This window comes from Bacteroides sp. 519 (assembly GCF_010500955.1).
In the GTDB taxonomy this organism is placed as follows: domain Bacteria; phylum Bacteroidota; class Bacteroidia; order Bacteroidales; family Bacteroidaceae; genus Bacteroides.
In genome coordinates this window covers 26,421-48,728 of record NZ_QVMJ01000014.1, presented here as the reverse complement: position 1 = coordinate 48,728, position 22,308 = coordinate 26,421, and the positions used below count along the sequence as shown (strand labels likewise).

Below are 22,308 nucleotides of genomic sequence, written 5' to 3'. Positions count from 1 at the left end.
TGTATCAGAAAGCAAATTGAGAGTGGAGTTTACAGTCGATAAAAACAACAAAGAGTTCCAGGATGCACTGAATCTGATACAGTATACCAGCCAGTCCGTCTTCCTGACCGGGAAAGCCGGAACAGGCAAATCTACTTTTCTACGGTACATCTGCCAGAACACAAAGAAAAAACATGTAGTACTTGCACCTACCGGAATAGCAGCCATTAATGCCGGAGGAAGTACCATGCATAGTTTTTTCAAGCTCCCTTTTCACCCGTTACTACCCAACGACCCTAACCTAAGTCTGCAACGGGGTCGCATACACGAGTTCCTGAAATACAATAAACAACACCGCAAACTGATTGAAAAAACGGAACTTGTTATCATCGACGAGATTTCTATGGTACGTGCCGACACAATTGATGCCATCGACCGTATACTGCGGGTTTACTCGCGTAATCTGCGTCAACCCTTTGGAGGCAAACAAATACTGTTGGTAGGCGATGTGTTTCAGCTTGAGCCCGTTGTTAAAAGCGACGAACGCGAAATTATCAGCCGCTTCTACCCTACCCCATACTTCTTTTCGGCCAAGGTTTTCAGTGAGATCGATCTTGTATCCATCGAACTGCGGAAAGTTTACCGACAAACCGACCCCGTTTTTGTAGGTATTCTCGACCGTATACGCAATAACACAGCCGGAGCAGTGGATCTGCAACTGCTCAACACCCGCTACGGAACCGATATAGATAAATCGGAAGAGGATATGTACATCACTCTGGCAACCCGCCGGGATAATGTAGACTTTCTGAACGAAAAGAAACTGGCCGAACTACCCGGTGACCCAATAACCTTTGAGGGAGAAATTACCGGAGATTTTCCAGAGAACAGTTTACCAACCCCCAAAGACCTGGTAGTAAAAACCGGAGCACAGGTTATTTTCATCAAGAACGATTACGATCGCCGATGGGTAAACGGCACTATCGGAGTTATTAGCGGAATAGATGAAGAAGGAACATTGTATGTTGTAACCGACGATGGCAGCGAGTACGATGTGAAGAAAGACAGTTGGCGAAACATACGTTATAAATACAACGAAAAGAAAAAACAGATAGAGGAAGAAGAACTGGGCGTATTTGTGCAATATCCCATCCGGTTGGCATGGGCCATTACCATACACAAAAGTCAGGGGCTGACTTTCAGCCGTGTAGTAATAGACTTTACAGGAGGCGTATTTGCTGGCGGTCAGGCTTATGTAGCATTGAGCCGTTGTACATCACTGGATGGAATTCAGTTGAAACGGGCCATCAGCCGCAGCGATATATTTGTCCGCCCCGAAATTGTGAACTTTTCCGAAAGATTCAACAACCGTCAGGCAATTGATCGCGCATTGAAGCAAGCTCAGGCAGATGTACAGTATGCCGAAGCTGTAGCTGCATTCGACGAAGGGAACTTTGATGAGTTTCTGGATCATTTCTTTGTTGCCATCCACGCCCGTTACGATATTGAGAAACCACACATTAAACGGCTGATTCGCCGGAAACTGGGAGTTATCAACAAGCTACGCGATGAGAATACACGCTTAAAGGATAAGATGAACAACCAACAGAAGAATCTCGAAAAGTTTGCACGCGAGTATTACAGAATGGGGAACGAATCCATCACCCATGCACACGACGTTAGGGCAGCACTAGCCAACTACGACAAGGCTTTGGAACTGTATCCGGATATGACAGATGCCTGGATACGTAAAGGAGTTACATTGATGAATGATGGCAATCTTGAAGAAGCAGATTTGTGTTTTAATACAGCTGTTAAACAACGACCAGCCGAATTTAAGCCATATTACAACAGAGGAAAATTACGACTAAAGAAAAACGATATTGAAGGGGCCATTGCCGATTTTGATAAAGCAACTTCGTACAACCCCGATCATGCGGGAGCACACGAGTTATTTGGCGATGCACTGCTTAGGGATGGCAAAGACGAACTTGCTGCCATTCATTGGCGGCTGGCGGAGGAGTTGAAGAAAAAGAAAAAGACAAAATAAGATATTATATGCCTGCGCATGGATAAATGACATTGCACAGTAAGTGATGCCGCATGGAACTCCCCACCCTTGAGGGGCGGGGTGGCCTTTAGGCCGGGGCGGGGAGTAAAAACCATTCGCAGGGCACATAAACAACATTAAAGACAATATGGGAGAATTTATAAATAGAGACGAGCAACAACATTTCCGCAAAAAGTTACGCAAAAATTTAACCCCTGCAGAAGCAGCCTTATGGCAGATAATAAAGGGCAAACAAGTTGAAGGATTAAAATTCAGAAGACAACAGGGAATAGGTCCATATATACTTGATTTTTATTGTCCGGAATTACTTTTAGGAATTGAATTGGATGGAGAACAACATTATTATAATTCAGAGTATGATGACAACCGTACTAACTACCTTTTTCAAAAAGCTGGAATAAAGATAATAAGGTTTGAAAATAAAACTGTATTTTTAGACGCGGAAAGTATTGTTAGAGAGATACTTGAGCATAGGGATAAGATAGTAAACAAAGGTGATCCGGATAGAAACAGGTAATTTATACCATGCGGATGGTTTTTTACTCCCCGCCCCGGCCTGAAGGCCACCCCGCCCCTCAAGGGCGGGGAGTTCCATGCGGGATTGGACAAATACACAAGCAAATGAAATATCTATAACTTAAAACAACCATTATGAAGAAATCTTTAAAAATTGCAGGAATTGTATTAGCAGTAATACTGGTAATCATGATTGTACTTCCTTTTGCATTTAAAGGAAAAATTGAAGAAATTGTAAAAACAGAAGGAAACAAAATGCTGAATGCAGAGTTCAACTTCAAGAGCCTCGACATCAGCTTGTTCAAGCACTTCCCAAAAGCATCGGTAACGTTGAATGACTTCTGGCTGAAAGGTATTAACGAATTCGAAAACGATACATTACTTAAAGCCGGCGAACTAACCGCCACTATCAACCTTTTCTCCTTATTTGGCGATAGCGGCTACGAAATCTCCCGAATAGGGATAAAAGACACCTGGGCAAAAGCCATTGTGCTTGAAACAGGTAAAGCCAACTGGGATATAATGAAAGAAAGCGAAGAAACAACAGAAGGGACTACCGACGAACCTTCTTCTTTTAAAATACAGCTTAAAAAACTGTCTATAGACAATCTTAACGCTATCTACGACGACCGCCAAGGCAATATGTTGGCCGATGTACAGAATATAGAAGGAGCCATATCCGGCGATATGAGTGCCGACCGCACCACCATGAAGATAGATGCAGCCATTGGCTCACTTAACTACAAAATGGGTGGAATACCTCTGCTTAACAAAGCTAAATTTACAGCCAAAATGAATATTGATGCCGACATGGCCAACAATAAATATACGCTGGAAAAGAATGAGTTTACACTCAATGCCATTAAAGCCGGTATCGATGGTTGGGTGGCTCTTAAAGACCCTGCCATGGAAATGAACCTCAACCTAAACACCAGCGAAGTAGGATTCAAAGAAATCCTGTCTCTTATCCCTGCTATTTATGCAAAAGAGTTCAGCAGCCTAAAAACCGATGGTACAGTTACTCTCAGTGCCCAGGCAAAAGGGGTTATGGAAGGAGAAACACTACCACAGTTCAGCGCTGTTATGGAAGTAAAGAATGCTATGTTCCGCTATCCATCATTGCCGGCAGGAGTTGACAACATCAATATTCTGGCCAAGGTAAGCAATCCCGGTGGCAGTGCCGATCGTACAGAAGTAATCATCAATCCGTTTAACTTCCGGTTGGGTGGTAATCCGTTTGGCATGACAGCCGAAGTGAAAACGCCCATATCCGACGCAAACTTCAAGGGAAGTGCCAACGGAGTTCTCAACCTAGGTATGATTAAAGATGTATATCCGCTCGAAGATATGGAATTGAACGGAACCATCAACGCCAACATGTCTGTAGCCGGACGGATGTCGTACATCGAGAAAGAACAATACGATAAATTCAACGCTTCGGGAACCATCAAACTATCAGACATGAAACTGAAGATGCAGGATATGCCCGATGTAGATATCCATCAGTCGTTGTTTACATTTACACCGCAATACCTGCAATTGAGCGAAACAACTGTTAACATTGGCAGCAACGACATTACTGCCGATTGCCGTTTCGAAAACTATATGGGTTATGTATTGAAGAATAGTACCATCAAAGGTAATCTGAATATTAACTCTAACAACTTCAACCTCAATGATTTTATGAGCGATGCGGAAGAAACAGTAGCAGAAACCGACACCGTACCGATGAGCCTGATTGAGATTCCGAAGAACATCGACTTCAACATGAACCTGAACATGAAGAAAGTTCTTTTTGGTGCCATGAACTTCTCGAACATCAATGGTAAACTTCTTGTTAAAAACGGCAAAGCCGACATGAGCAACTTATCTTTAAACACAATGGGCGGTGGTGTAGTTATGAACGGATACTATTCAACAACCGATATTAACAAGCCGGTATTTAACGCAAGCTTCCGTATGGATAGCCTTAGCTTTGCTCAAACATACAAAGAGTTGGATATGGTGAAACAACTTGCTCCTGTATTCGAGAATCTGAAAGGAAAGTTTACAGGCAGCATGAAGATCAATACCCAATTAGACAGCCAAATGAGTCCTATATTATCGACTATGCAAGGCGAAGGTAAACTGTCGACCAAAGGTTTAAGCCTAAGCGAAGTTGAGATAATAAACAAAATAGCTGATGCTGTGAAGAAGCCTGAATTCAAAAACATTTCGGTGAAAGATATGGCTATTGATTTCAGCATTAAAGACGGACGTTTGGGTACTCAACCTTTCGACATCAAGTGGAAGGATTATAACATGAATCTATCCGGTACCACAGGCCTCGACCAAACCATTGATTATACTGGTAAGATACAATTACCTGCCTCGGCCGGAAAGGTTGCACAGTTATCTACTGTCGATCTTAAGATTGGTGGTTCATTTACCTCGCCCAAAATCTCTGTCGATACAGAGAGTATGGCCAAACAGGCTGTAGATGCTGTAAAAGATCAGGCTGTTGAAAAAGTTACCGAAAAGCTTGGCGAGAAACTTGGTTTAGACTCAACAATTGTTGCAAACAAAGATTCGTTGAAAGAAGAGATAAAAGAAAAAGCTACCGAAAAGGCTAAAGATGCTTTGAAGGATATATTTAAGAAGAAGAAATAATATTCTAATGTGCCAATAGGATAATGTGCCAATTGCTATGCAGTATGTTAACAATTTAATAATTAATTCATATCTTAGCAATCGCCCCGAAAGGGGTGAGATGTGCATAACCCCGGGTTAGCGAAGCGCAGCCCGGGGCTGGCAAGTCACCACACAGACTCAACCCTGAAAAAGTTGAACCCACTTCGGGGTTCAGAGAAAAAGAGGCCATTGACACATTAGAATATTAAAACATTAGAATAATTGGCACATTGGCATATTATCCTATTGGCACATTGCCACATTATCCTATTGGCACATTATCTTATTGACACATTAGAATTATGTTAAAACTTTACCCCAAAAACAACAGCCCACAAGATTTGCAAAAGATTGTGGATGTACTGAACAACGGCGGAATAATTATTTATCCCACCGATACCATGTATGCACTAGGCTGTCATGCCCTGAAGGAACGGGCAATTGAGAAAATCTGTAATATCAAAAACATTGATCCCCGTAAACACCTGTTATCTATTGTATGCGCTAACCTGAGTATGGTTGCCGATTATGCAAAGTTGGGGAATACTAACTTTAAGTTATTAAAAAAGAATCTGCCGGGGCCCTTTACTTTTATTCTGCCTGCAAGCAGCCGACTGCCTAAGATATTCAAGAACAGAAAAGAAGTAGGCATACGTATGCCCGATAGCAACATTGTATGCGAGATAACCACCCTGCTCGATGCCCCAATGATGACAGCTACCCTCCCCTACGATCCTGATGATGATATTGAATACGTAACCACCCCCGAATTGATTGACGAAAGATTTGGAACCGAAGCAGACCTGATTATTGACGGTGGCATAGGTGGAGATGAACCCTCGACCATTGTAAACTGTATCGACAACGAACCTGAGATTATCAGACAAGGGAAAGGCTGGCTTGATTATTAGAACTTCACTACCAACGTTGTTGATTTACCGCCAACCGTCCAGTTGGGTCCTTCGGTAAGCAACCGGATTGCCTCCTGATCGGCAGAAGGGCATAGACTCTTTTCTACAACAACCTGTGTAGGTCTTCCCTGGGCGTTTACATTGAATCGGAGAATAACTTTTCCTTTACTATCACTACATGCACCATCGGTAGGACGCACCAAATTTTCTTTAATGTATTTATTGTATTTCTTTTTTCCGTCTACAGGTTTGGGCTCTTCATCTGCCAATGTTTTCTTTTGCGCTCCATGGTCTGTAACAAGTATGCTATCGTCTTTGTCCATAACATTGCGGGGTACCTTATTCATTGTATCAGCCGAAACATTTCCCACTGCACCTGTAACAGATTTCTTTACCACTCTTCCATATCCTACAACTACCACTTCTTCCATTTCAACATCTTCCATATCAGCAAATTGATCCTCCAAATTGTTTAATTCATCCTCAACACTAAGAACCTCCGGTGCTTGAGTTGCAGTTGGGGCTGCGGTTGGTACTGTTGATTTATTGTTAAACTTTAACTCGGCCATTGCAATATTCTCCATTTCCATAACAGGCGGAAGCGGCGCTACCGGAACAGCGGTATCCGGTTTCAGTTCGTACTGTGCTGCCAGTTGTATTTCTTCCGAGTAATCAACCTTATCAATAAATAGATAACTGCCAATACCAATCAGTAGCAATACACTTGCGGCAATACCTGCTGCAAGTATATAGTTAGGCTGTTTTGCACCATGCCGACGTATTTCTTTCTGTAGTTCTTCTATTCTCTCGGCATGATTGCCTTTCACCTTGTCGTACCCACGAAGCGCATGTGCAAGAAAAGGATCACTCATCGCCTCTTTTTCAAGCTGATGGGCATCTTTCCCTTTGCGGATTCCTTGTATGTAACGCCAAAGTTTCATGTCAGTTGTTTATCGATACAGTTTTTTAAGTTACGTTTTGCATTCTGAATATAGCTTTTAACCTTGCTCAGTGGGTATCCGGTTTCGTCAACAATATCGGCATACGACATTTCGTCCATAAAAAAATGTTTTATACTTACCCGCTGATTATCCGGCAGCTTCTCTAAACAATGATTCAGAGCATCTATTTGTTCTTCCTGAACATTGTCTTCGCTAAATAGATTCAATATTTCCTCAGATTCCATAACGTTAAGTTCAAAATCTATCAGAATTTCCTTTTTTTCTTTATTCAGTATTTGCAGACAGTGGTTTTTGGTTACGCTATATACCCATGTGCGGAACACTCCAATCTCGTATCGGGATACTTTGTGTAACAGGTCTTCGAATAGCTGCATTACGGCATCGTGTGCTTTGTCTTCATCGCGCAGATAATCCAGACAAACACCATACATCAACGGTACATACCTGCTGAATAGTTCGCTAAAGGATTCGGCGTCTGCAGACTCTTTATGCTTCTGCAATAATTCGTCGTCTGTAAGGGTTGATATGTTCTTTTTTCGTTGAAACCACATGTTTAGCCAACAAAATTAAAAAAAAATAGATTGGGTTTATGGAATACTGCACAAAATCATATCTATGGGCTAAACAATAAACCAAAAAAAATAAATTATGAAAACGATTTTGTGTAGAGTAAGTATGATTGCAGTAGCCATATTATTGATGGCAATGAACAGTGTAATGGCCCAAAAAATCACAGTAACAGGTATTGTATCGGATGCTAGTGATGGTAATCCCATGCCGGGACTCAATATAGTAGAAATGGGAACATCTAACGGAGTATTAACAGATGTAGATGGTAAGTACACTATCACTGTTTCCAAGGGTGCAACCCTTAGTTTCTCTTATATAGGTTATGTTACGCAAAATATCAACGTTAAGAATGCTACCACCTTAAATGTAAAAATGCAACAAGAAAGTCAAGAGTTGGATGAGATTGTAATAATAGGTCATGGTATACAGAGGTCTCGTTCTGTAACAGGCTCCATTGCATATATTTCAGCGTCAGCACCAAGTAGATACGACATGTCCAATACCGAGGAGTACAGTAGTATATCCGAAAACCGTTTCAAGTCGGCTATTAAAGATCCGTTATCAACTTTTTCTATCGATGTGGATGCTGCTTCGTACAGTATAATGCGCAGACATCTTAATCAGGGAAAAAATCCTCTTGCCGATGCCATCCGTACAGAGGAACTGATAAATTATTTTTCGTACAACTATCAGAAACCTACAGGCAATGATCCAGTTAAGATTACTTCCGAAATCGGTGCTTGCCCATGGAATGAGAAACACCGTTTGGTTAAAATCGGTTTGAAGGCTAAAGAAATTGCGGATGAGAATCTACCTGCCTCTAACCTTGTATTTCTTATTGATGTATCGGGTTCTATGTATGGCCCAACCCGGTTAGAGTTGGTAAAATCATCTTTGAAGCTTTTAATAAATAACCTCCGCGAAAAAGACCGTGTAGCAATTGTGGTTTACTCGGGTAATGCAGGCGAGGTACTTCCTTCAACTCCCGGAAGTGATAAGCAAAAGATTCGCGAAGCATTGGATAAATTAACCGCAGGAGGTTCTACAGCAGGTGGTGCAGGTATTCAGCTTGCATATAAAATTGCACGTAACAATTTTATTGAGGGTGGTAACAACCGCATTCTTCTTTGTAGCGATGGCGATTTTAATGTAGGTGTTTCTTCGGTTGGCGGACTGGAAAGTCTTATTGAACAGGAACGGAGATCAGGTGTATTCTTAACTGTACTGGGTTATGGAATGGGTAATCATAAAGATAACCGCATGCAGATTTTAGCCGAAAAAGGAAATGGTAATCATGCTTATATCGATAACCTTCAGGAGGCCAATAAGGTATTGGTACAGGAATTCGGCGGAACTATTTATACGGTTGCAAAAGATGTTAAGTTACAGATTGAGTTTAATCCTGCACACGTACAGGCATACCGTTTAATTGGATACGAAAGCCGCTTATTAAACAACGAAGATTTTAACAATGATAGCAAAGATGCAGGCGAAATGGGTGCCGGCCACACAGTTACTGCTTTTTATGAGGTAATTCCTGTTGGTGTGAATAGTAAATTTATAGGCGCAATTGATGAATTGAAATATCAAAAGAAATTGGAAAAGAAACCTACACTAAATAAGTCTCCTGAGTTATTAACCATCAAACTACGCTATAAGCAACCGGATGGTGACACTAGTAAAAAGATAGAATTACCTGTTATTGATAACAAGAACAATAATGTTTCGGCCGATTTCCGTTTTGCTGCATCAGTGGCAATGTTCGGACAACTGCTTCGTGACTCGGAGTTTAAAGGGGATGCCAGTTATGATAAGGTGATAAAGCTGGCTAAAACAGGATTGGATAATGATGAAAATGGATACCGCAGGGAGTTTATTCGGTTGGTGGAGATGGCGAAAGGAATGATATAATTTAGACACGGATTACGCGGATTGCACGGATTTAATTAATATACTAATAAAAAATAATCCGTGTTATTAAATCCGTGTAATCTCGCGTAATCCGTGTCTAACTATTTAAGCAAAGTTTGCGGATCCAGATTATCTGCCTCAATATCCTTGAAGTAACGGTAAGTACCCACCTTCAATTCGTAAGTAGCAGCATCATCGCAAACAATGATTCCTTTTTCGTGTAACTGCAATGCGCTGATAGTCCACATCTGGTTGATTGAACCTTCTACAGCGTGATACAATGCACGTGCCTTGTTATGACCATTAACAATGATAAGTACTTCTTTTGCAGCAAGTACAGTACCTACACCTACAGTCAATGCTGTTTTAGGAACCTTATTCACATCGTTATCAAAGAAACGAGAGTTAGCAATTATAGTATCGGTAGTTAATGTTTTAATACGGGTACGCGATGCCAGTGATGAGCCCGGTTCGTTGAATGCGATATGTCCGTCGGGACCAATACCTCCCAGGAATAAATCAATACCACCATAAGAAACAATTTTTGCTTCGTAGCGTGCACATTCAGCTTCCAGATCGGCAGCGTTACCATTCAGGATATTTACATTTTCACGATCTACATCTACATGACTAAAGAAGTTGTTCCACATAAATGAATAATAACTTTCCGAGTGTTCCTGTGGCAAGCCCACATACTCGTCCATGTTGAAAGTTACCACATGTTTAAAAGAAACAATGCCTTTCTTGTTCAGGTCAATCAATTCTTTGTACATGCCCAATGGTGAAGAACCTGTTGGCAATCCCAAAACAAAAGGTTTGTTGGCTGTAGGTTGCGCTTTATTAATTTTTGCTGCAACATAATTGGCCGCCCACTTGGATATGGTTTGATAATCCGGCTGAATAATTAATCTCATGATTGATTGTTTTTATTGTTAATAATTAGATAGTAGTTAGTAGATAGTAGATAGTAGTTAGTAGATAGTAGCGATGCCGTATGGTCTACTAGCTACTAACTACTATCTACTAACTACTATTGCCATCTCTTTTGCCAGTGCTTCTGCATTCGCAATATCGGCCTCCTTCATAGAGTGCTTAAATTCTACAGGATTGTTTACTACCTCAAATTTACTTTTCTCTGCAAAATCGGCTAAACGCTTTACTGCTGTCCCAGCCCATGTAAAGCTTCCGAAGTAACCCAGACAACGGTTTTTCATATCCCTGTGAAGTATGTTATTCACTATAGCTTCTATTGCCGGATAAAGTTGACCGTTATAAGTTGGGCATCCCATAATTAATCCCTTATACTTAAAGATATCTGCTAGTATATAAGATGCGTGGCTCTTGCTAACATTGTGCATCACCACATTCTTAACTCCCTGATTAGATAGTTCTTCTGCAATTACCTCGGCCAGTTGTTCGGTATGCCCGTACATGCTTCCGTACACAATTACAACTCCGGGTTCTGCTTCATACCGGCTTAGCTTATCGTATATGCCAACCACCTTAGCTATATTCTCTACCCATACAGGTCCGTGTGTTGAGCATATCGCCTGAATAGGCAAACTACCTAACTTTTCGAGGGCTTTTTGTACAGGCGAACCATATTTACCAACAATGTTGGAGTAATAGCGTACCATTTCGTCCCAGTAGATATCCAAGTTGATTTTACTGTCGATAAATCCACCATTCAATGCCCCAAAGCATCCAAAAGCATCACCCGAGAATAATACACCTTCGGTTTCTTCGAAAGTCATCATTGTTTCGGGCCAGTGTACCATTGGTGTAAGGTAGAATGTGAGTTTATGACGCCCCAGTTCCAGCGTATCGCCATCTTTAACCACAAGCTGTTCGCCGGTTACACCATAATAGCCTTCTATCATTCCAAAAGTCTGCCGATTGCCTACAATGGTTATATTGGGATAATAGTGTTTTAATAAGCTTATTGAACCAGAGTGATCGGGTTCCATATGGTTAATAATCAGGTAATCGATAGGGCGATCACCAATTACTCTTTTAATTTTATAGAGGAATGTTTCAAAATAGCAAGCATCTACAGTATCGACCAGTGCTATTTTATCATCATTAATAAGGTAAGAGTTGTAAGAAACACCGTTAGGGAGAGGCCACATATTTTCGAAAAGATGTTTCTGACGATCATTTACCCCCACATAATGTATGTTTCCTTTCACTACAGTTTTCATGTTTTTTTAGTTACGAGTTACAAGTTACGAGTTACAAGTCACGAGTCGCAAAGTTACAAGAAAAAATAGTAACAACAAACTTGTAACTAGCTGAAACGTTTTCCCTGCCATGTTCCTTTTTCTTTCATTTTCTTTTGTATACGAGCAGTGAACTCATAATTTTTCAATCCCCAGTCGGGCGCTATCAGTAACTCTTTGGGCGACTGGGATATGAATCTTTCCAATACAATATCGGGCCTTAAGTGTTCAATGTATTCAATTACCACATCTATATACTTTTCAATATCAAAGAGTTGAAACTGTTCGGGATGTTCTTCGTACTCCCGGGCCATTTTGGTTCCGCGTATTAATTGCAGCTGATGTATTTTTAGTGTGGTTAAAGGCAGTTGAGATAGCACTCCGGCCTGTTCTACCATTCCGCTATGCGTTTCGCCCGGCAAACCGAGAATAACATGTCCGCCGGTTAGCAATCCGCGAGCGGCAGTTCTTTGTACTGCGCTGGTTGTATCGGCAAAGGTATGGCCACGGTTTATCCGTTTCAAAGTTTCATTGCTGGTACTTTCAATACCGTACTCTACCAAAACAAAGGTTTGTTTACTTATTTGTTCCAGATAGTCGAGTAAAGAATCGGGCATACAATCGGGACGGGTACCAATAACAAGCCCTACTACATCGCTGGTATTTAATGCTTCTTCGTATTTTCTTTTCAGGTTTTCGAGCTCGCCGTATGTATTGGTATATGCCTGAAAATATGCCAGATACTTCATCTCCGGATATTTGTGCGAAAAGAACACCTTGCCTTCTTCCAACTGCTGGGTAATACTTTTTTCTGTTTTGCAATAGGCTGGATTAAAAGTTTGATTGTTACAATATGTGCATCCTCCCAATCCTTTGGTACCATCCCGGTTAGGACAGGTAAATCCTGCATTCAATGATATCTTTTGTACTTTGAAAGGAAAGTACTTCTTGAGGAATGTAGGAAATTCGTTATAAAGAAAGTTCTGATTCATGCTTTTTGGGGTTGAAAGCATCAAATATACGGCTTTATTTTAAAATAAAACCGTATATTTGGTCATCCTACATCAACTAAAACAACACTACTATGAACACAGGTTTCACTATCCTTTTAATCATTGCTGTTTATTTCGGCTTATTGTTTCTTATTTCTTATCTGGCTGGGCGAAAAGGCAGTGATAATGATGCTTTTTTTCTTGGCAATAAGAAGTCGCCCTGGTATGTTGTAGCCTTTGGCATGATTGGTTCTTCCATTTCGGGAGTCAGCTTTGTATCTGTTCCGGGTATGGTGAGAGGACAGGATATGACGTATATGCAAATGGTTCTGGGATTTTGCCTGGGATATATTATTATTGCTTATGTGTTGCTTCCGCTGTACTACAGGCTAAACCTTACCACCATTTACGGGTATCTGGAGAAACGATTCGGTTCTTTTTCGTATAAAACGGGAGCGAGTTTCTTTATTCTTTCTAAAACCATTGGTGCGGGAGCAAGGTTGTTTCTGGTTATATTCATTCTGCACCGTCTGGTATTTGCCGATTGGGGAATTCCTTTCTACTTGGTAGCGCTGGGAACTATTTTACTGATCTGGCTCTATACTTTCCGTAGTGGTATCAAATCCATCATCTGGACCGATACACTCCAAACCTGTTGTTTGCTTCTTGCACTTATCTTCATTACTGTACAAGTTATTTCAAAACTTGATCTTAATTTCACTGAGGCCATTCAGGCTGTAAGAGATAACTCTCATTCCAGAATTTTTAATTTTGAATGGAGCAGCACACAGAATTTCTTCAAGCAGTTTCTTAGTGGGGTACTTATTGCCATTGTTATGAACGGACTGGATCAGGACATGATGCAGAAAAGTCTATCTATCAAAAAGTTGAAGGATGCAAAGAAGAATCTGATTACGTTTGGTTTTATATATATTCCGGTTAATTTACTGTTTCTGGCGTTGGGCATCTTACTACTTATCTTTGCCAGTCAGTTCCAGATTGCTTTACCGGATAGATCCGACGAGATATTGCCCGCACTGGCCACCAATTACCTGGGGCTTCCTGTACTGATTTTCTTTTCTATTGGGATTATTGCTGCTGCTTTTTCGAGCGCCGACTCGGCTCTGACTTCAATTACAACCACCATTTGTGTAGATTTGTTTGATATAAAAAAAGAAAAAGCATTGAAAGCTGTCAGCATCCGCAGAAGAATTCATATTATTATGAGCGTTGTGTTCTTTCTGGTTGTTATCCTGATTAATTATTGGGGACAGGATGGTATTCTGAATACTATCTATAAGATTGCTTCGTACACATACGGACCTCTACTGGGGTTGTTCTTCTTTGGTTTGTTTACTAAATTGAAACCACAAGATAAGTTTGTGCCTATAGTTTGTATTCTTCCGCCATTTCTATGTTTTGGAGTTGAGGTGTTGTTGAAAAGTCAGTTTGAGTATGCAGTAGGTAACGAAATACTGTTGCTGAATGGACTGCTAACGGGTCTGGGATTGTGGTTGGTATCGGTAAAAACAAACCGATAAGTAGGTGCTGTTGCGGACGTTTAATATGGACTTATATTGAAAGTTGCTTTTTTATTGATGTTGTTTTAATATAATATCAATATTTTCTTGTTTTGACAAGTCCCAATACCACCATTTAGATGTGTCATTAGGATTTCCCTTTTCTATTGTATAACGGCGAAGATATGCTATTCTAAATAGAGCAAGAAAAAGCCTCATAACCTTATTTAATTCATACTCAGGTAAGTTTGCTATCTTTAATAAATGATGAGTAGCAACTCCTTTTCTCAATAGCACACAAGGGGTATAAGTGGGTTTGAGTTTACTATCAGATATAGCCTGCTCAATATCATTATCCACAGGTTTAGCCTGTATAATAAAATAGCCAATAAAAATAGCCAAATAATGCTTTTTAGCATCTAATGACAACAAATTAAACCGTTCAAGAACAGGTTCTACTGTTACTACACCTTGTGCATACTGGTTTAATAAAATTTCATCTATAATATTCATAATCACAAGCGACAAAGGTATTCCCTATTTACTGGTGTCAAGCGAAATTCAATCTGTGCTAGTTAGCAATTTCATAGCTAGAGGCCCATCTTTTTTCACACAAGTTGACCAACCTATTGTCTGTTCTAATTGTTGCAATAAGTACTTCGCGTATATAAATATATACTTGAAAGTCTTTTGTCCATTTCACTAAAACTTCATTTGAGTTTAATATTGGCTCAATATTTTCATATATATAATCAAGCTTATTGGGGAATGGTAAGCTATTCCGACAGTCCCAACTGATATCATTTTGTATTCCCACATTATATAACCAGACATCTCCAATTATGTCCTTACCTTTACATAGAAAGCATAAGCTGTTATCCCATTATCTTCAATAACAAGAGAATAATATTGATTATATGGACAAAAAAACTGTTCAAAAAAAACATTCATATAAACTATTGTTTAGCCAAAAATACCATTATTTAGCCAAATAGCAATGAATCTTCTAAGAATTCTTTATTATCGCTTTTTAATACTAAGCTTTCATTTATTAATTGTAAGAAAATTAAATAAAGATGACGAATTGTATAAGCTCAAACGAAATATTCAATTGTTTATTCAATGCTTCCAGTTCTGGGAGGTAAAGGTGGTAATTTAATAATTCCTTCTAATATGAGTTTTTTTTCATATTCTCTCATATGCTTTTCATCAGGAATAAATAACTCAAATCTACCATCAATTATTCTATAATGGTATTCATTTATAATCATTTTATTAGGTTCACTCTCACATTCCATACATGGTGGCGATACTTTGTATCTGCTTGCAAATTTTTGCCAATCACTTTTTTCAATATTTATATATTTCATAGAAAGGCTGTCTTCAATACCCTCATATATAATTATAAATTTATCCAGTTCATAAAACCCTCTTATTTCTGTTGGAAGCGTGCATATAGTTTCATATATGCGTAAAAACTGAGAATTATCATTTAATGCATAAAACATCGCATGCAATATCACCTTATCGTTACTTTTTAAAACAGAAGAATTAACTGGTAACTGAATCAAAACTGAATCAAAAGAACGCTTTTTTTGTGTCTCTTTTGAAGTTGTGCAAGTGCATAAAATCATTATAGATATAACATATATAGTTCTCATATTATTGTTTTAATGAGCCAAATGAATTCAATTTATAGAAAACCTGATTCCCAATTATTCGAATCATTATTTGGCTTTTGTACCGGATTCCATAAACTCGGTTTTCCTTGAACTAATATCTCAGAGATTAGCTTATATAACTCCTGTTTGCTCGGAAGAATAGAATCATAGTTGCTTATATAATGAAATTGATTAATCTCCATTAATTTAGGTATATCTAAAGGTAACTGAGTTCTTATTTCATTCTCAGTTGTCCAGGTTAAAGAAGGATTCATTGCATGGATATAACAAATTAGATCTTCATATCCTTGAACATCTGAGTTTTTCAAAGAAACCTTAACACCATTAACTAAAATGTATTCGGCATTGGGATCAACAGTTTCCGAATTTTCCACACTTATTCTTTCCAGTTCACTACTCTCAACCATTATTACAACTTTCATATTTGAAGTTGTTGATTCTTCAGCAAACGTTTCTATTATTGGGGTTATACAATTACCTATATAGACTAACTCTGTTGCAAAGTATCCTCCACGATTTTGGTAAGTAAATGTTTCAAAAACGACAGCCCAATTTCTACTATCACCATATAAGTGAATTTTACTTGCTGCATTAAATGAATAGCCGTGCTCCAAATTTAGAAAGAAAGTATAATCGTATTTCTTTTTATTTAAGTTTAAAGAATTGACAGATGCAATAAAAATGCTATCCAATTCATTTAATACATCATCAGTTGTATAACTCATGTTACATTTACTATTAAAAGTTAAGAATATTGATAGTATAATCCACTTCATTTTTTTCACATTGATTCTAGTTGAGGATTATTAGCATTCATAGAAGGTAGCTGTTGAAAAGTGAAATAATCTATTTACTTAGCAACCACTTGGACTCTTTTGCGATCTTGATAAATAGAAGGGGTATATTTAGTAAAATCAACTATACTGTAATCTGCATATTTTATTATTCTGCCATTTATTGTTTCCCAAAAATCTTCAATGAAAGTAATTTCTGAGGTTGGTAAAAATGTATTTCCACAGAATTCAATAAAACCAGATTCACCAAAACTATACTCTCCAAAAGCTTTGCATAAGCCACCTATTACAGGTGTTGCATAAATATCCACTGTTTCATTTCTCCTATTTTTTTCTTTCTTCCACTTGATTGAAATAGTTTTTAATTTAATTTTCTTGTTTTCTGTTATGCTAAAGAAAGAGTCTAGTATTGGTATTGAGTCTATTTTCCCAATATAGCTTTTAGGATTATCTATAAAATTATCCCAAAAACTAATTGAATCTGCATTAGCGCATCTTTTTAGATTATAATTTAAATTAGTACTCAAACAAATAGGAAAAACTTCAAAGTTTAAATTTCCCTTTAATGAGTCTATTAACACAATCCAATAATAATATTCTTTATCCATTCCTTTTTGTTGTCTTTCAAAAGATAATATCACATAGGATTCTTTTTTTATTATTACCTGTGAAAACAAATCACAGGTAATAATCGAAATTAAAATTAAGATTAAAAATTCTTTCTTCATTTATAGCATGTGTTATTTCATATTTCGCTACACTATTCTTATAAACTATTGAGTCTTTACTCCCTCTATATAAGCCATAACTCTGAGGAGCATTTTCAAAATCGCCAAATATGAGAACTAGATCTTCCTTCACTTTGATCTCTATAGGTTCACAAGGATACGTTATTTCTTGATTATTTAATGGTTGAAGTGATTTCTTTTTTATCAGTTTTTCATAATCATCCATTACAGGCACATACCAGAATGTACATTTACTTAAATAAGTATATACTTCATCCAGACATGAAATTTTTTCTGTAGGAAATCTACAAAGAAAGTTGTTAAAAACAGAACTTGCATCAGAACGAATTGCACCCCAATAACTGGCGTCATTCACTTCTCTACTCAATACTAAAATACGAGGATCAGTAAATAGCATTATAGTGTCATTTCCATTAACTACCAAAAATTTGCCTATTATCCCATCATAATCTAAATCCTCATATCCTCTATAGTAATCTCGTGTGTTACTCCCAATCAATATATTCTTTTTAGATTTATTTTCAACAATAAATTCAAAATTCAACGATTCAATATAAAAATCACCTTCGGATTGACAACCCATTTTGAAATTACTGGTGGCAAGTGAAACTAACTCAAGATGTATAGATACATCTTGTGAATGAGCCTTGTCACAAATAGTTATGTTCAATATAATCAACATTAAATATTTACCCATTGGCTTTTTGTTAAAGTATAGCATAATTATTTTAAATTTCTTGTTGATGAACCGGGGTTAAAACTTGGATAAATTACTGCTGCTACTTCATTAATTACAAGCAACTTAGGCAAAGATAACGAATTATCCCAATTAATAAATCATTAATAATAATTGTTCCATATCAATAAAATGGGGGATAGACAATCTGCGAGTTGAATCTGGTTGGTAAATTATTTGAGTAACATATCCTTTCTCCAAACAATTCCCTTCATTAAAATTCTTTTCATACAAAGCCGATAATATAACTTTCGCATATGTGTGTTCGTTCGTTTTAATAAAATAACCAACTTCTTTTCCCGTTATCTTATACTCTTGAACATACCCCTCTGATGGTGCTTCTAAGTAGTTAGTTATCAAGTTTTTTTGACCTTCTTTTAATATCGGTATTATTCCACCTGCAGGTTTAGTAGATATTGTTTTTCCTTGAGTTATCCATATATCTGCATCACTGCCATTCTTACCTTCAACGATATCTAATCCTTCTTCTATAATTTCTAGACAATCCTTTTCTTGGCACTTGTATTCTCTTATTAAAGATCTGTTACGATAATAAATTGTATTGTTTTTGGAATTATTATTCAAAACAATATTAAAATCTTTAATGTTTTCATCCGATTTTATTTCCATAACTTCAATATCGTAACTATATGCCCGTATACCAATACTTAATTTATAACCTTTATCAAATTTAAAACTAAATTTCCCTTTGGAATCTGTATAATATATCTTCTTGGAGTAATTTACTTCATCTCTGATTAACCCCAAATCTTTCCAACAGAGGATTGTTACTTCTGCATTTGATATTGGTGTATTATTTCTATCAATTACCGCCCCTGATCCTTCCATGAGAGTATTGGAGCATGATAAAAAAAACAGAATACTACAGAAAAAGAAATATATTTTTATACGCATTAATTTATTCCAACATAACTTATCTAATAGAGATGCTTTCATGATACTCCTCTGAATTGAATGTGCTTTCATATCGGATGAAATTTTCTGACCACAAAGTCAATAGAGCAAATCTAATTGTTCTTCTTGGAATCCATCTTTCCATTTATCATAGTCATCAACAATATGTTCTTTTATGATAAAACAATCACGAGGATGATCTTTAAAACCTGGCAATATAATGAAATCATCTATTGCTTCATTTGCCTTGTCCCATGATGAGAAAATTGCAATAAACTTTGTTTCTTTATATATTTCCTCAACTATATGGTATATATATTTAATTTATTCATAATTTATTCGCGTGTAAATCCACTTTTCCATTCTAATGTTTTATCCAACTCAAGAAAGCTAATATAAAAGCATTCTCTAGAATGATCTTTGAATCCAATTTGAGACATCAAATGATCAATAGCATTGTTAGCTTTCTCTTTTGATGAAAATATACCAATAAAAGCATAGCATTCTACATCTGTGTAATTTTCATCTTCGGTTTCATAGACATAATCAACTATGTAAAATCCATTACTATCTTTCATGTCATTTTTAAATTATCAATGTTAACTATTTAATGTGCGATTATAATTTAATAAAGATTGTATATAATCCGTATTAAAGGATATTAGTCGTATTGATTTCTTTTTGAATAAATCAATTTCATCCAGCCATTCTCCTTTTGGACTCAATAAGTATAAATAAAAAGAATGGGTTAGTATTTTTTTAATTTTTCCTACATAAGTAGAATTTTCAAGATGAATAGAGATATCGAAAACGATTTGTTGTTCTTTCAAATAATTAAAAAGACTATTTGTTTCTAAGGGAATTTTTTCCACAGAATAGTTGTCCTTATTATTTGCTTTGAGAACTTTTTCGGTGAATATATCTTCTTCGTTTCTACTAACTGATACAATATAATTTTTATTTATTATTTTATATCCATCAATTAAATAATCAGAAAATAAAGATCTGATTAATATCCAATCAGTTCCTTCATCAATAAATATTCCTGATTCACTTCTTTTTCTACCCTTAATTCTAAAAGTATAGAATAATCCTTTTTTGTTCATTTTTTATTGTTTATAACGAGCTCTCCTTTCTATAACATAGAGTGTCAGTCTTTCATAGAAATGATTTCATCATTTAAGCGGCCATGTTTTATTCCTTTAATTAAACCTCTTATTGTAAGAACTTTCTTTATTTTAGTTTTCTTTAATTTGAAAAGCTCCAATATAGGTGATATAATATCATAGCCCTCATCTTTAAAATAATCTGATAAATTGAAATGAGAAACGTCAATATTGAAATATTCCCCATACGTTACAATTAGTTCGTATGCATCATCTCCAGTTATACCTAAATCTTCTTCAATTTTTGTTTCCAAATCTATTTGATATGATTGATACAAAGGATTAAAGTTAATAATAAACGCTGTTATTTTAGATAATTCTGTTCCCATTCTACTCATTTTATTTATCATACGTATACGCTACTCAAAAATATCCAGTTCTTAGAAAATCCCTCGATTAGGCGTTGTTTGGCCACTAGATAAAGGAAACCATTCCATAAGCTTGGTTAGTAGCATCCCAACAGAGCTAATCATCACAGTTAAGCAGTGGAATATCATAATATCCCACTGCTTTGTCTGTGGTAATTTTTGTGAATTTAGACAAATTCTTCCTACAGAAAAAATAGTCTACCCCATTATCATTGTAAGGCACAACTATAGTTAATGAATCTGGTATTGTTTCAGTAATATAGTATATCAGATTATAACTTTTTAAAACATCTACCATTTCTTTTGTTAAAGGATAATCCTCATCATACCAATAAAACAGTTTATTATCTTTTATATAATAACGAGTGGGTGCACCCGCCTCAGGAAAACTATCGGTTGGTAATTGTGGATATTGATAATAGGTTGGATAAATAGTAACTGCAACTTTATCCTCGTAAGTTACTGTTCTATAAGGCCGGTAGTGCATACTATCTACTTTTTCATAAGCAATACGCCCTATTGTATCATAATAAAACACTCCAAATACTTTGTCTCTCAAGAAATCTTTTTCTGTTTCTAAAAAATCAGAAATGGCATTATTAATTGTTGTTTCCTTTTCTCCCTGTTTTAAAGATTTGGATGTACAACTGATAAGAACTAGTAAAAGAAGCAATGAATATGCAAATAAATTTACTTTCATAACACTTTGTTTTATTAGTATGTGATATTCTTCTTTAACTAAACTGGTTAGTTTTTGAATGTGGTCGAGGGAACATTCGTTGTTTATTTTGTATTTCCGGGCCGTGTCGCTGCGACAGAGTTCCGGGATGGTGAAGTGAGTCATTGAAATGTAGGTTTTAATGAATTGTAAAAACATCCCGACAGGTTGTTATCTGTCAGGATGTTAAATAGTCAATCTATATTATGGTAAGACACAAAGCCAATATAGTAAATCTAATTGTTCTTCTTTAAATCCATCTTTCCATTTATCATAATCATTGACGATATATTCTTTTATGATAAAACAATCACGAGGATAGTCTTTAAATCCAGGGAGAACAAAAAAAATATCTATAGCTTTATCTGCTTCTTCCCATGATGAAAAAACGCCAATAAATTTACTTTCTATATAAATTTCATCCACTAGATACCTATGCTTTAATGTATAACTTTTCAACTCTTCCATAATTCTATAATTTTACAAATCCTGTCATCCATTCTTTAAGTTCATTCAATCCATAAAAGCGGATATAGAAACATTCACGCGGATGATCTTTAAATCCCGGTTTATTAATTAAATCATCAATAGCATTATTTGCATTCTCTTTAGTGGAGAAGATACCAATAAAAGCATAACGTTCTATACAAACATAATTATCATCATCCACATCAAAGACAAAATCTAAAACATAAAATCCATTCCTTTCTTTCATACTATCTTTTGAGTTGTCCATATTCATATAAATAATCATATCCATATTGATAATGGTAATTTCTAACGAATTCTAATATTCCTTGTTTGGATAACAATGAAAATTTCATTCCATCTAATATGATATCTTCAATACTTATACTTA

Annotated in this window: 23 protein-coding genes; 6 read left to right on the top strand and 17 right to left on the bottom strand. The window is 36.8% G+C overall.

Annotated features, from left to right (window positions below):
* The first annotated feature begins 22 nt into the window (after positions 1 to 22).
* The 4 genes from D0T85_RS12655 (at position 23) to D0T85_RS12640 (ending at position 6,147) form a co-directional block, all read left to right on the top strand.
* Positions 23 to 2,029: an AAA family ATPase gene (locus tag D0T85_RS12655; RefSeq protein WP_163213766.1), complete on the top strand. Its 2,007-nt coding sequence runs from the start codon at positions 23 to 25 to the stop codon at positions 2,027 to 2,029.
* A gap of 148 nt (positions 2,030 to 2,177) precedes the next feature.
* Positions 2,178 to 2,567 carry an endonuclease domain-containing protein gene (locus D0T85_RS12650; protein ID WP_163213764.1) on the top strand — a complete coding sequence of 130 codons (390 nt, stop codon included), beginning with the start codon at positions 2,178 to 2,180 and terminating at the stop codon, positions 2,565 to 2,567.
* A gap of 134 nt (positions 2,568 to 2,701) precedes the next feature.
* A complete protein-coding gene (locus D0T85_RS12645; protein WP_163213762.1) occupies positions 2,702 to 5,215 on the top strand; it encodes an AsmA-like C-terminal region-containing protein in 2,514 nt (837 codons plus the stop codon).
* A 320-nt stretch (positions 5,216 to 5,535) separates the two neighbouring features.
* Positions 5,536 to 6,147, top strand: a complete 612-nt coding sequence (locus D0T85_RS12640; RefSeq protein WP_163214052.1) for an L-threonylcarbamoyladenylate synthase — start codon at positions 5,536 to 5,538, stop codon at positions 6,145 to 6,147.
* Here D0T85_RS12640 and D0T85_RS12635 read toward each other — a convergent pair.
* Positions 6,144 to 7,088, bottom strand: coding sequence for an energy transducer TonB (locus D0T85_RS12635; RefSeq protein WP_163213760.1), 945 nt, complete (start codon positions 7,086 to 7,088; stop codon positions 6,144 to 6,146). The two genes, D0T85_RS12640 and D0T85_RS12635, sit on opposite strands and share 4 nt — an antisense overlap.
* Positions 7,085 to 7,660: an RNA polymerase sigma factor gene (locus D0T85_RS12630; protein WP_163213758.1), complete on the bottom strand. Its 576-nt coding sequence runs from the start codon at positions 7,658 to 7,660 to the stop codon at positions 7,085 to 7,087. The genes D0T85_RS12635 and D0T85_RS12630 overlap by 4 nt, the downstream gene beginning before the upstream one ends.
* A gap of 97 nt (positions 7,661 to 7,757) precedes the next feature.
* Here D0T85_RS12630 and D0T85_RS12625 point away from each other — a divergent pair, with 97 nt between their 5' ends.
* The gene (locus D0T85_RS12625) at positions 7,758 to 9,590 is read left to right on the top strand and encodes a VWA domain-containing protein (RefSeq protein ID WP_163213756.1); all 1,833 of its coding nucleotides are present in this window, start codon (positions 7,758 to 7,760) and stop codon (positions 9,588 to 9,590) included.
* A gap of 101 nt (positions 9,591 to 9,691) precedes the next feature.
* Here the strand turns inward: D0T85_RS12625 and nagB are convergent, their stop codons facing one another.
* The 3 genes from nagB to D0T85_RS12610 form a co-directional block, all read right to left on the bottom strand.
* On the bottom strand, positions 9,692 to 10,504 hold the full coding sequence (gene nagB / locus D0T85_RS12620; RefSeq protein ID WP_163213754.1) for a glucosamine-6-phosphate deaminase: 813 nt from the start codon (positions 10,502 to 10,504) through the stop codon (positions 9,692 to 9,694).
* Positions 10,505 to 10,606: 102 nt separating this feature from the next.
* Positions 10,607 to 11,791: an FprA family A-type flavoprotein gene (locus D0T85_RS12615; RefSeq protein ID WP_163213752.1), complete on the bottom strand. Its 1,185-nt coding sequence runs from the start codon at positions 11,789 to 11,791 to the stop codon at positions 10,607 to 10,609.
* An 86-nt stretch (positions 11,792 to 11,877) separates the two neighbouring features.
* On the bottom strand, positions 11,878 to 12,801 hold the full coding sequence (locus D0T85_RS12610; protein WP_163213750.1) for a TIGR01212 family radical SAM protein: 924 nt from the start codon (positions 12,799 to 12,801) through the stop codon (positions 11,878 to 11,880).
* 92 nt (positions 12,802 to 12,893) lie between these two features.
* Here D0T85_RS12610 and D0T85_RS12605 point away from each other — a divergent pair, with 92 nt between their 5' ends.
* Entirely contained in the window at positions 12,894 to 14,342 is a 1,449-nt protein-coding gene (locus D0T85_RS12605) for a sodium:solute symporter (protein ID WP_163213748.1), read from the top strand.
* A 51-nt stretch (positions 14,343 to 14,393) separates the two neighbouring features.
* On the opposite strand, the gene D0T85_RS12600 is transcribed toward D0T85_RS12605, so the two are convergent.
* The 12 genes from D0T85_RS12600 to D0T85_RS12545 form a co-directional block, all read right to left on the bottom strand.
* Positions 14,394 to 14,834: a DUF5958 family protein gene (locus D0T85_RS12600; RefSeq protein WP_163213746.1), complete on the bottom strand. Its 441-nt coding sequence runs from the start codon at positions 14,832 to 14,834 to the stop codon at positions 14,394 to 14,396.
* Positions 14,835 to 15,436: 602 nt separating this feature from the next.
* Positions 15,437 to 15,982, bottom strand: a complete 546-nt coding sequence (locus D0T85_RS12595) for a hypothetical protein (RefSeq protein WP_163213744.1) — start codon at positions 15,980 to 15,982, stop codon at positions 15,437 to 15,439.
* 32 nt (positions 15,983 to 16,014) lie between these two features.
* Positions 16,015 to 16,779, bottom strand: coding sequence for a hypothetical protein (locus D0T85_RS12590; protein ID WP_163213742.1), 765 nt, complete (start codon positions 16,777 to 16,779; stop codon positions 16,015 to 16,017).
* A gap of 74 nt (positions 16,780 to 16,853) precedes the next feature.
* Positions 16,854 to 17,525: a hypothetical protein gene (locus D0T85_RS12585; RefSeq protein WP_163213740.1), complete on the bottom strand. Its 672-nt coding sequence runs from the start codon at positions 17,523 to 17,525 to the stop codon at positions 16,854 to 16,856.
* Complete coding sequence (locus tag D0T85_RS12580) at positions 17,476 to 18,243, bottom strand: hypothetical protein (protein WP_163213738.1); 768 nt, start codon at positions 18,241 to 18,243, stop codon at positions 17,476 to 17,478. Before D0T85_RS12580 ends, D0T85_RS12585 begins: the two co-directional genes overlap by 50 nt.
* A 132-nt stretch (positions 18,244 to 18,375) precedes the next feature.
* A complete protein-coding gene (locus D0T85_RS12575; protein WP_163213736.1) occupies positions 18,376 to 19,269 on the bottom strand; it encodes a hypothetical protein in 894 nt (297 codons plus the stop codon).
* Between the two features lie 263 nt (positions 19,270 to 19,532).
* On the bottom strand, positions 19,533 to 19,775 hold the full coding sequence (locus D0T85_RS12570; protein WP_163213734.1) for a hypothetical protein: 243 nt from the start codon (positions 19,773 to 19,775) through the stop codon (positions 19,533 to 19,535).
* Between the two features lie 21 nt (positions 19,776 to 19,796).
* A complete protein-coding gene (locus D0T85_RS12565) occupies positions 19,797 to 20,303 on the bottom strand; it encodes a hypothetical protein (RefSeq protein WP_163213732.1) in 507 nt (168 codons plus the stop codon).
* Positions 20,304 to 20,347: 44 nt separating this feature from the next.
* Positions 20,348 to 20,692 (bottom strand): DUF1493 family protein, encoded by a 345-nt coding sequence (locus D0T85_RS12560; protein WP_163213730.1) that lies wholly within the window; start codon positions 20,690 to 20,692, stop codon positions 20,348 to 20,350.
* Between the two features lie 136 nt (positions 20,693 to 20,828).
* A complete protein-coding gene (locus tag D0T85_RS12555) occupies positions 20,829 to 21,431 on the bottom strand; it encodes a hypothetical protein (RefSeq protein WP_163213728.1) in 603 nt (200 codons plus the stop codon).
* Between the two features lie 222 nt (positions 21,432 to 21,653).
* Entirely contained in the window at positions 21,654 to 21,917 is a 264-nt protein-coding gene (locus D0T85_RS12550; protein ID WP_163213726.1) for a hypothetical protein, read from the bottom strand.
* A 4-nt stretch (positions 21,918 to 21,921) separates the two neighbouring features.
* Positions 21,922 to 22,164, bottom strand: a complete 243-nt coding sequence (locus D0T85_RS12545; RefSeq protein ID WP_203558473.1) for a hypothetical protein — start codon at positions 22,162 to 22,164, stop codon at positions 21,922 to 21,924.
* Positions 22,165 to 22,308 lie beyond the last annotated feature (144 nt).

Bases quoted from the DNA above. Each gene is read 5' to 3' on its own strand.
- nagB (WP_163213754.1), bottom strand. From the start codon at position 10,504: ATGAGATTAATTATTCAGCCGGATTATCAAACCATATCCAAGTGGGCG.
- D0T85_RS12630 (WP_163213758.1), bottom strand. From the start codon at position 7,660: ATGTGGTTTCAACGAAAAAAGAACATATCAACCCTTACAGACGACGAA.
- D0T85_RS12610 (WP_163213750.1), bottom strand. From the start codon at position 12,801: ATGAATCAGAACTTTCTTTATAACGAATTTCCTACATTCCTCAAGAAG.
- D0T85_RS12625 (WP_163213756.1), top strand. From the start codon at position 7,758: ATGAAAACGATTTTGTGTAGAGTAAGTATGATTGCAGTAGCCATATTA.
- D0T85_RS12605 (WP_163213748.1), top strand. From the start codon at position 12,894: ATGAACACAGGTTTCACTATCCTTTTAATCATTGCTGTTTATTTCGGC.
- D0T85_RS12590 (WP_163213742.1), bottom strand. From the start codon at position 16,779: ATGAAGTGGATTATACTATCAATATTCTTAACTTTTAATAGTAAATGT.
- D0T85_RS12595 (WP_163213744.1), bottom strand. From the start codon at position 15,982: ATGAGAACTATATATGTTATATCTATAATGATTTTATGCACTTGCACA.
- D0T85_RS12615 (WP_163213752.1), bottom strand. From the start codon at position 11,791: ATGAAAACTGTAGTGAAAGGAAACATACATTATGTGGGGGTAAATGAT.
- D0T85_RS12565 (WP_163213732.1), bottom strand. From the start codon at position 20,303: ATGAACAAAAAAGGATTATTCTATACTTTTAGAATTAAGGGTAGAAAA.
- D0T85_RS12650 (WP_163213764.1), top strand. From the start codon at position 2,178: ATGGGAGAATTTATAAATAGAGACGAGCAACAACATTTCCGCAAAAAG.
- D0T85_RS12600 (WP_163213746.1), bottom strand. From the start codon at position 14,834: ATGAATATTATAGATGAAATTTTATTAAACCAGTATGCACAAGGTGTA.
- D0T85_RS12550 (WP_163213726.1), bottom strand. From the start codon at position 21,917: ATGGAAGAGTTGAAAAGTTATACATTAAAGCATAGGTATCTAGTGGAT.
- D0T85_RS12635 (WP_163213760.1), bottom strand. From the start codon at position 7,088: ATGAAACTTTGGCGTTACATACAAGGAATCCGCAAAGGGAAAGATGCC.
- D0T85_RS12545 (WP_203558473.1), bottom strand. From the start codon at position 22,164: ATGAAAGAAAGGAATGGATTTTATGTTTTAGATTTTGTCTTTGATGTG.
- D0T85_RS12585 (WP_163213740.1), bottom strand. From the start codon at position 17,525: ATGAAGAAAGAATTTTTAATCTTAATTTTAATTTCGATTATTACCTGT.
- D0T85_RS12575 (WP_163213736.1), bottom strand. From the start codon at position 19,269: ATGAAAGCACATTCAATTCAGAGGAGTATCATGAAAGCATCTCTATTA.
- D0T85_RS12580 (WP_163213738.1), bottom strand. From the start codon at position 18,243: ATGGGTAAATATTTAATGTTGATTATATTGAACATAACTATTTGTGAC.
- D0T85_RS12560 (WP_163213730.1), bottom strand. From the start codon at position 20,692: ATGGGAACAGAATTATCTAAAATAACAGCGTTTATTATTAACTTTAAT.
- D0T85_RS12570 (WP_163213734.1), bottom strand. From the start codon at position 19,775: ATGAAAGATAGTAATGGATTTTACATAGTTGATTATGTCTATGAAACC.
- D0T85_RS12555 (WP_163213728.1), bottom strand. From the start codon at position 21,431: ATGAAAGTAAATTTATTTGCATATTCATTGCTTCTTTTACTAGTTCTT.
- D0T85_RS12645 (WP_163213762.1), top strand. From the start codon at position 2,702: ATGAAGAAATCTTTAAAAATTGCAGGAATTGTATTAGCAGTAATACTG.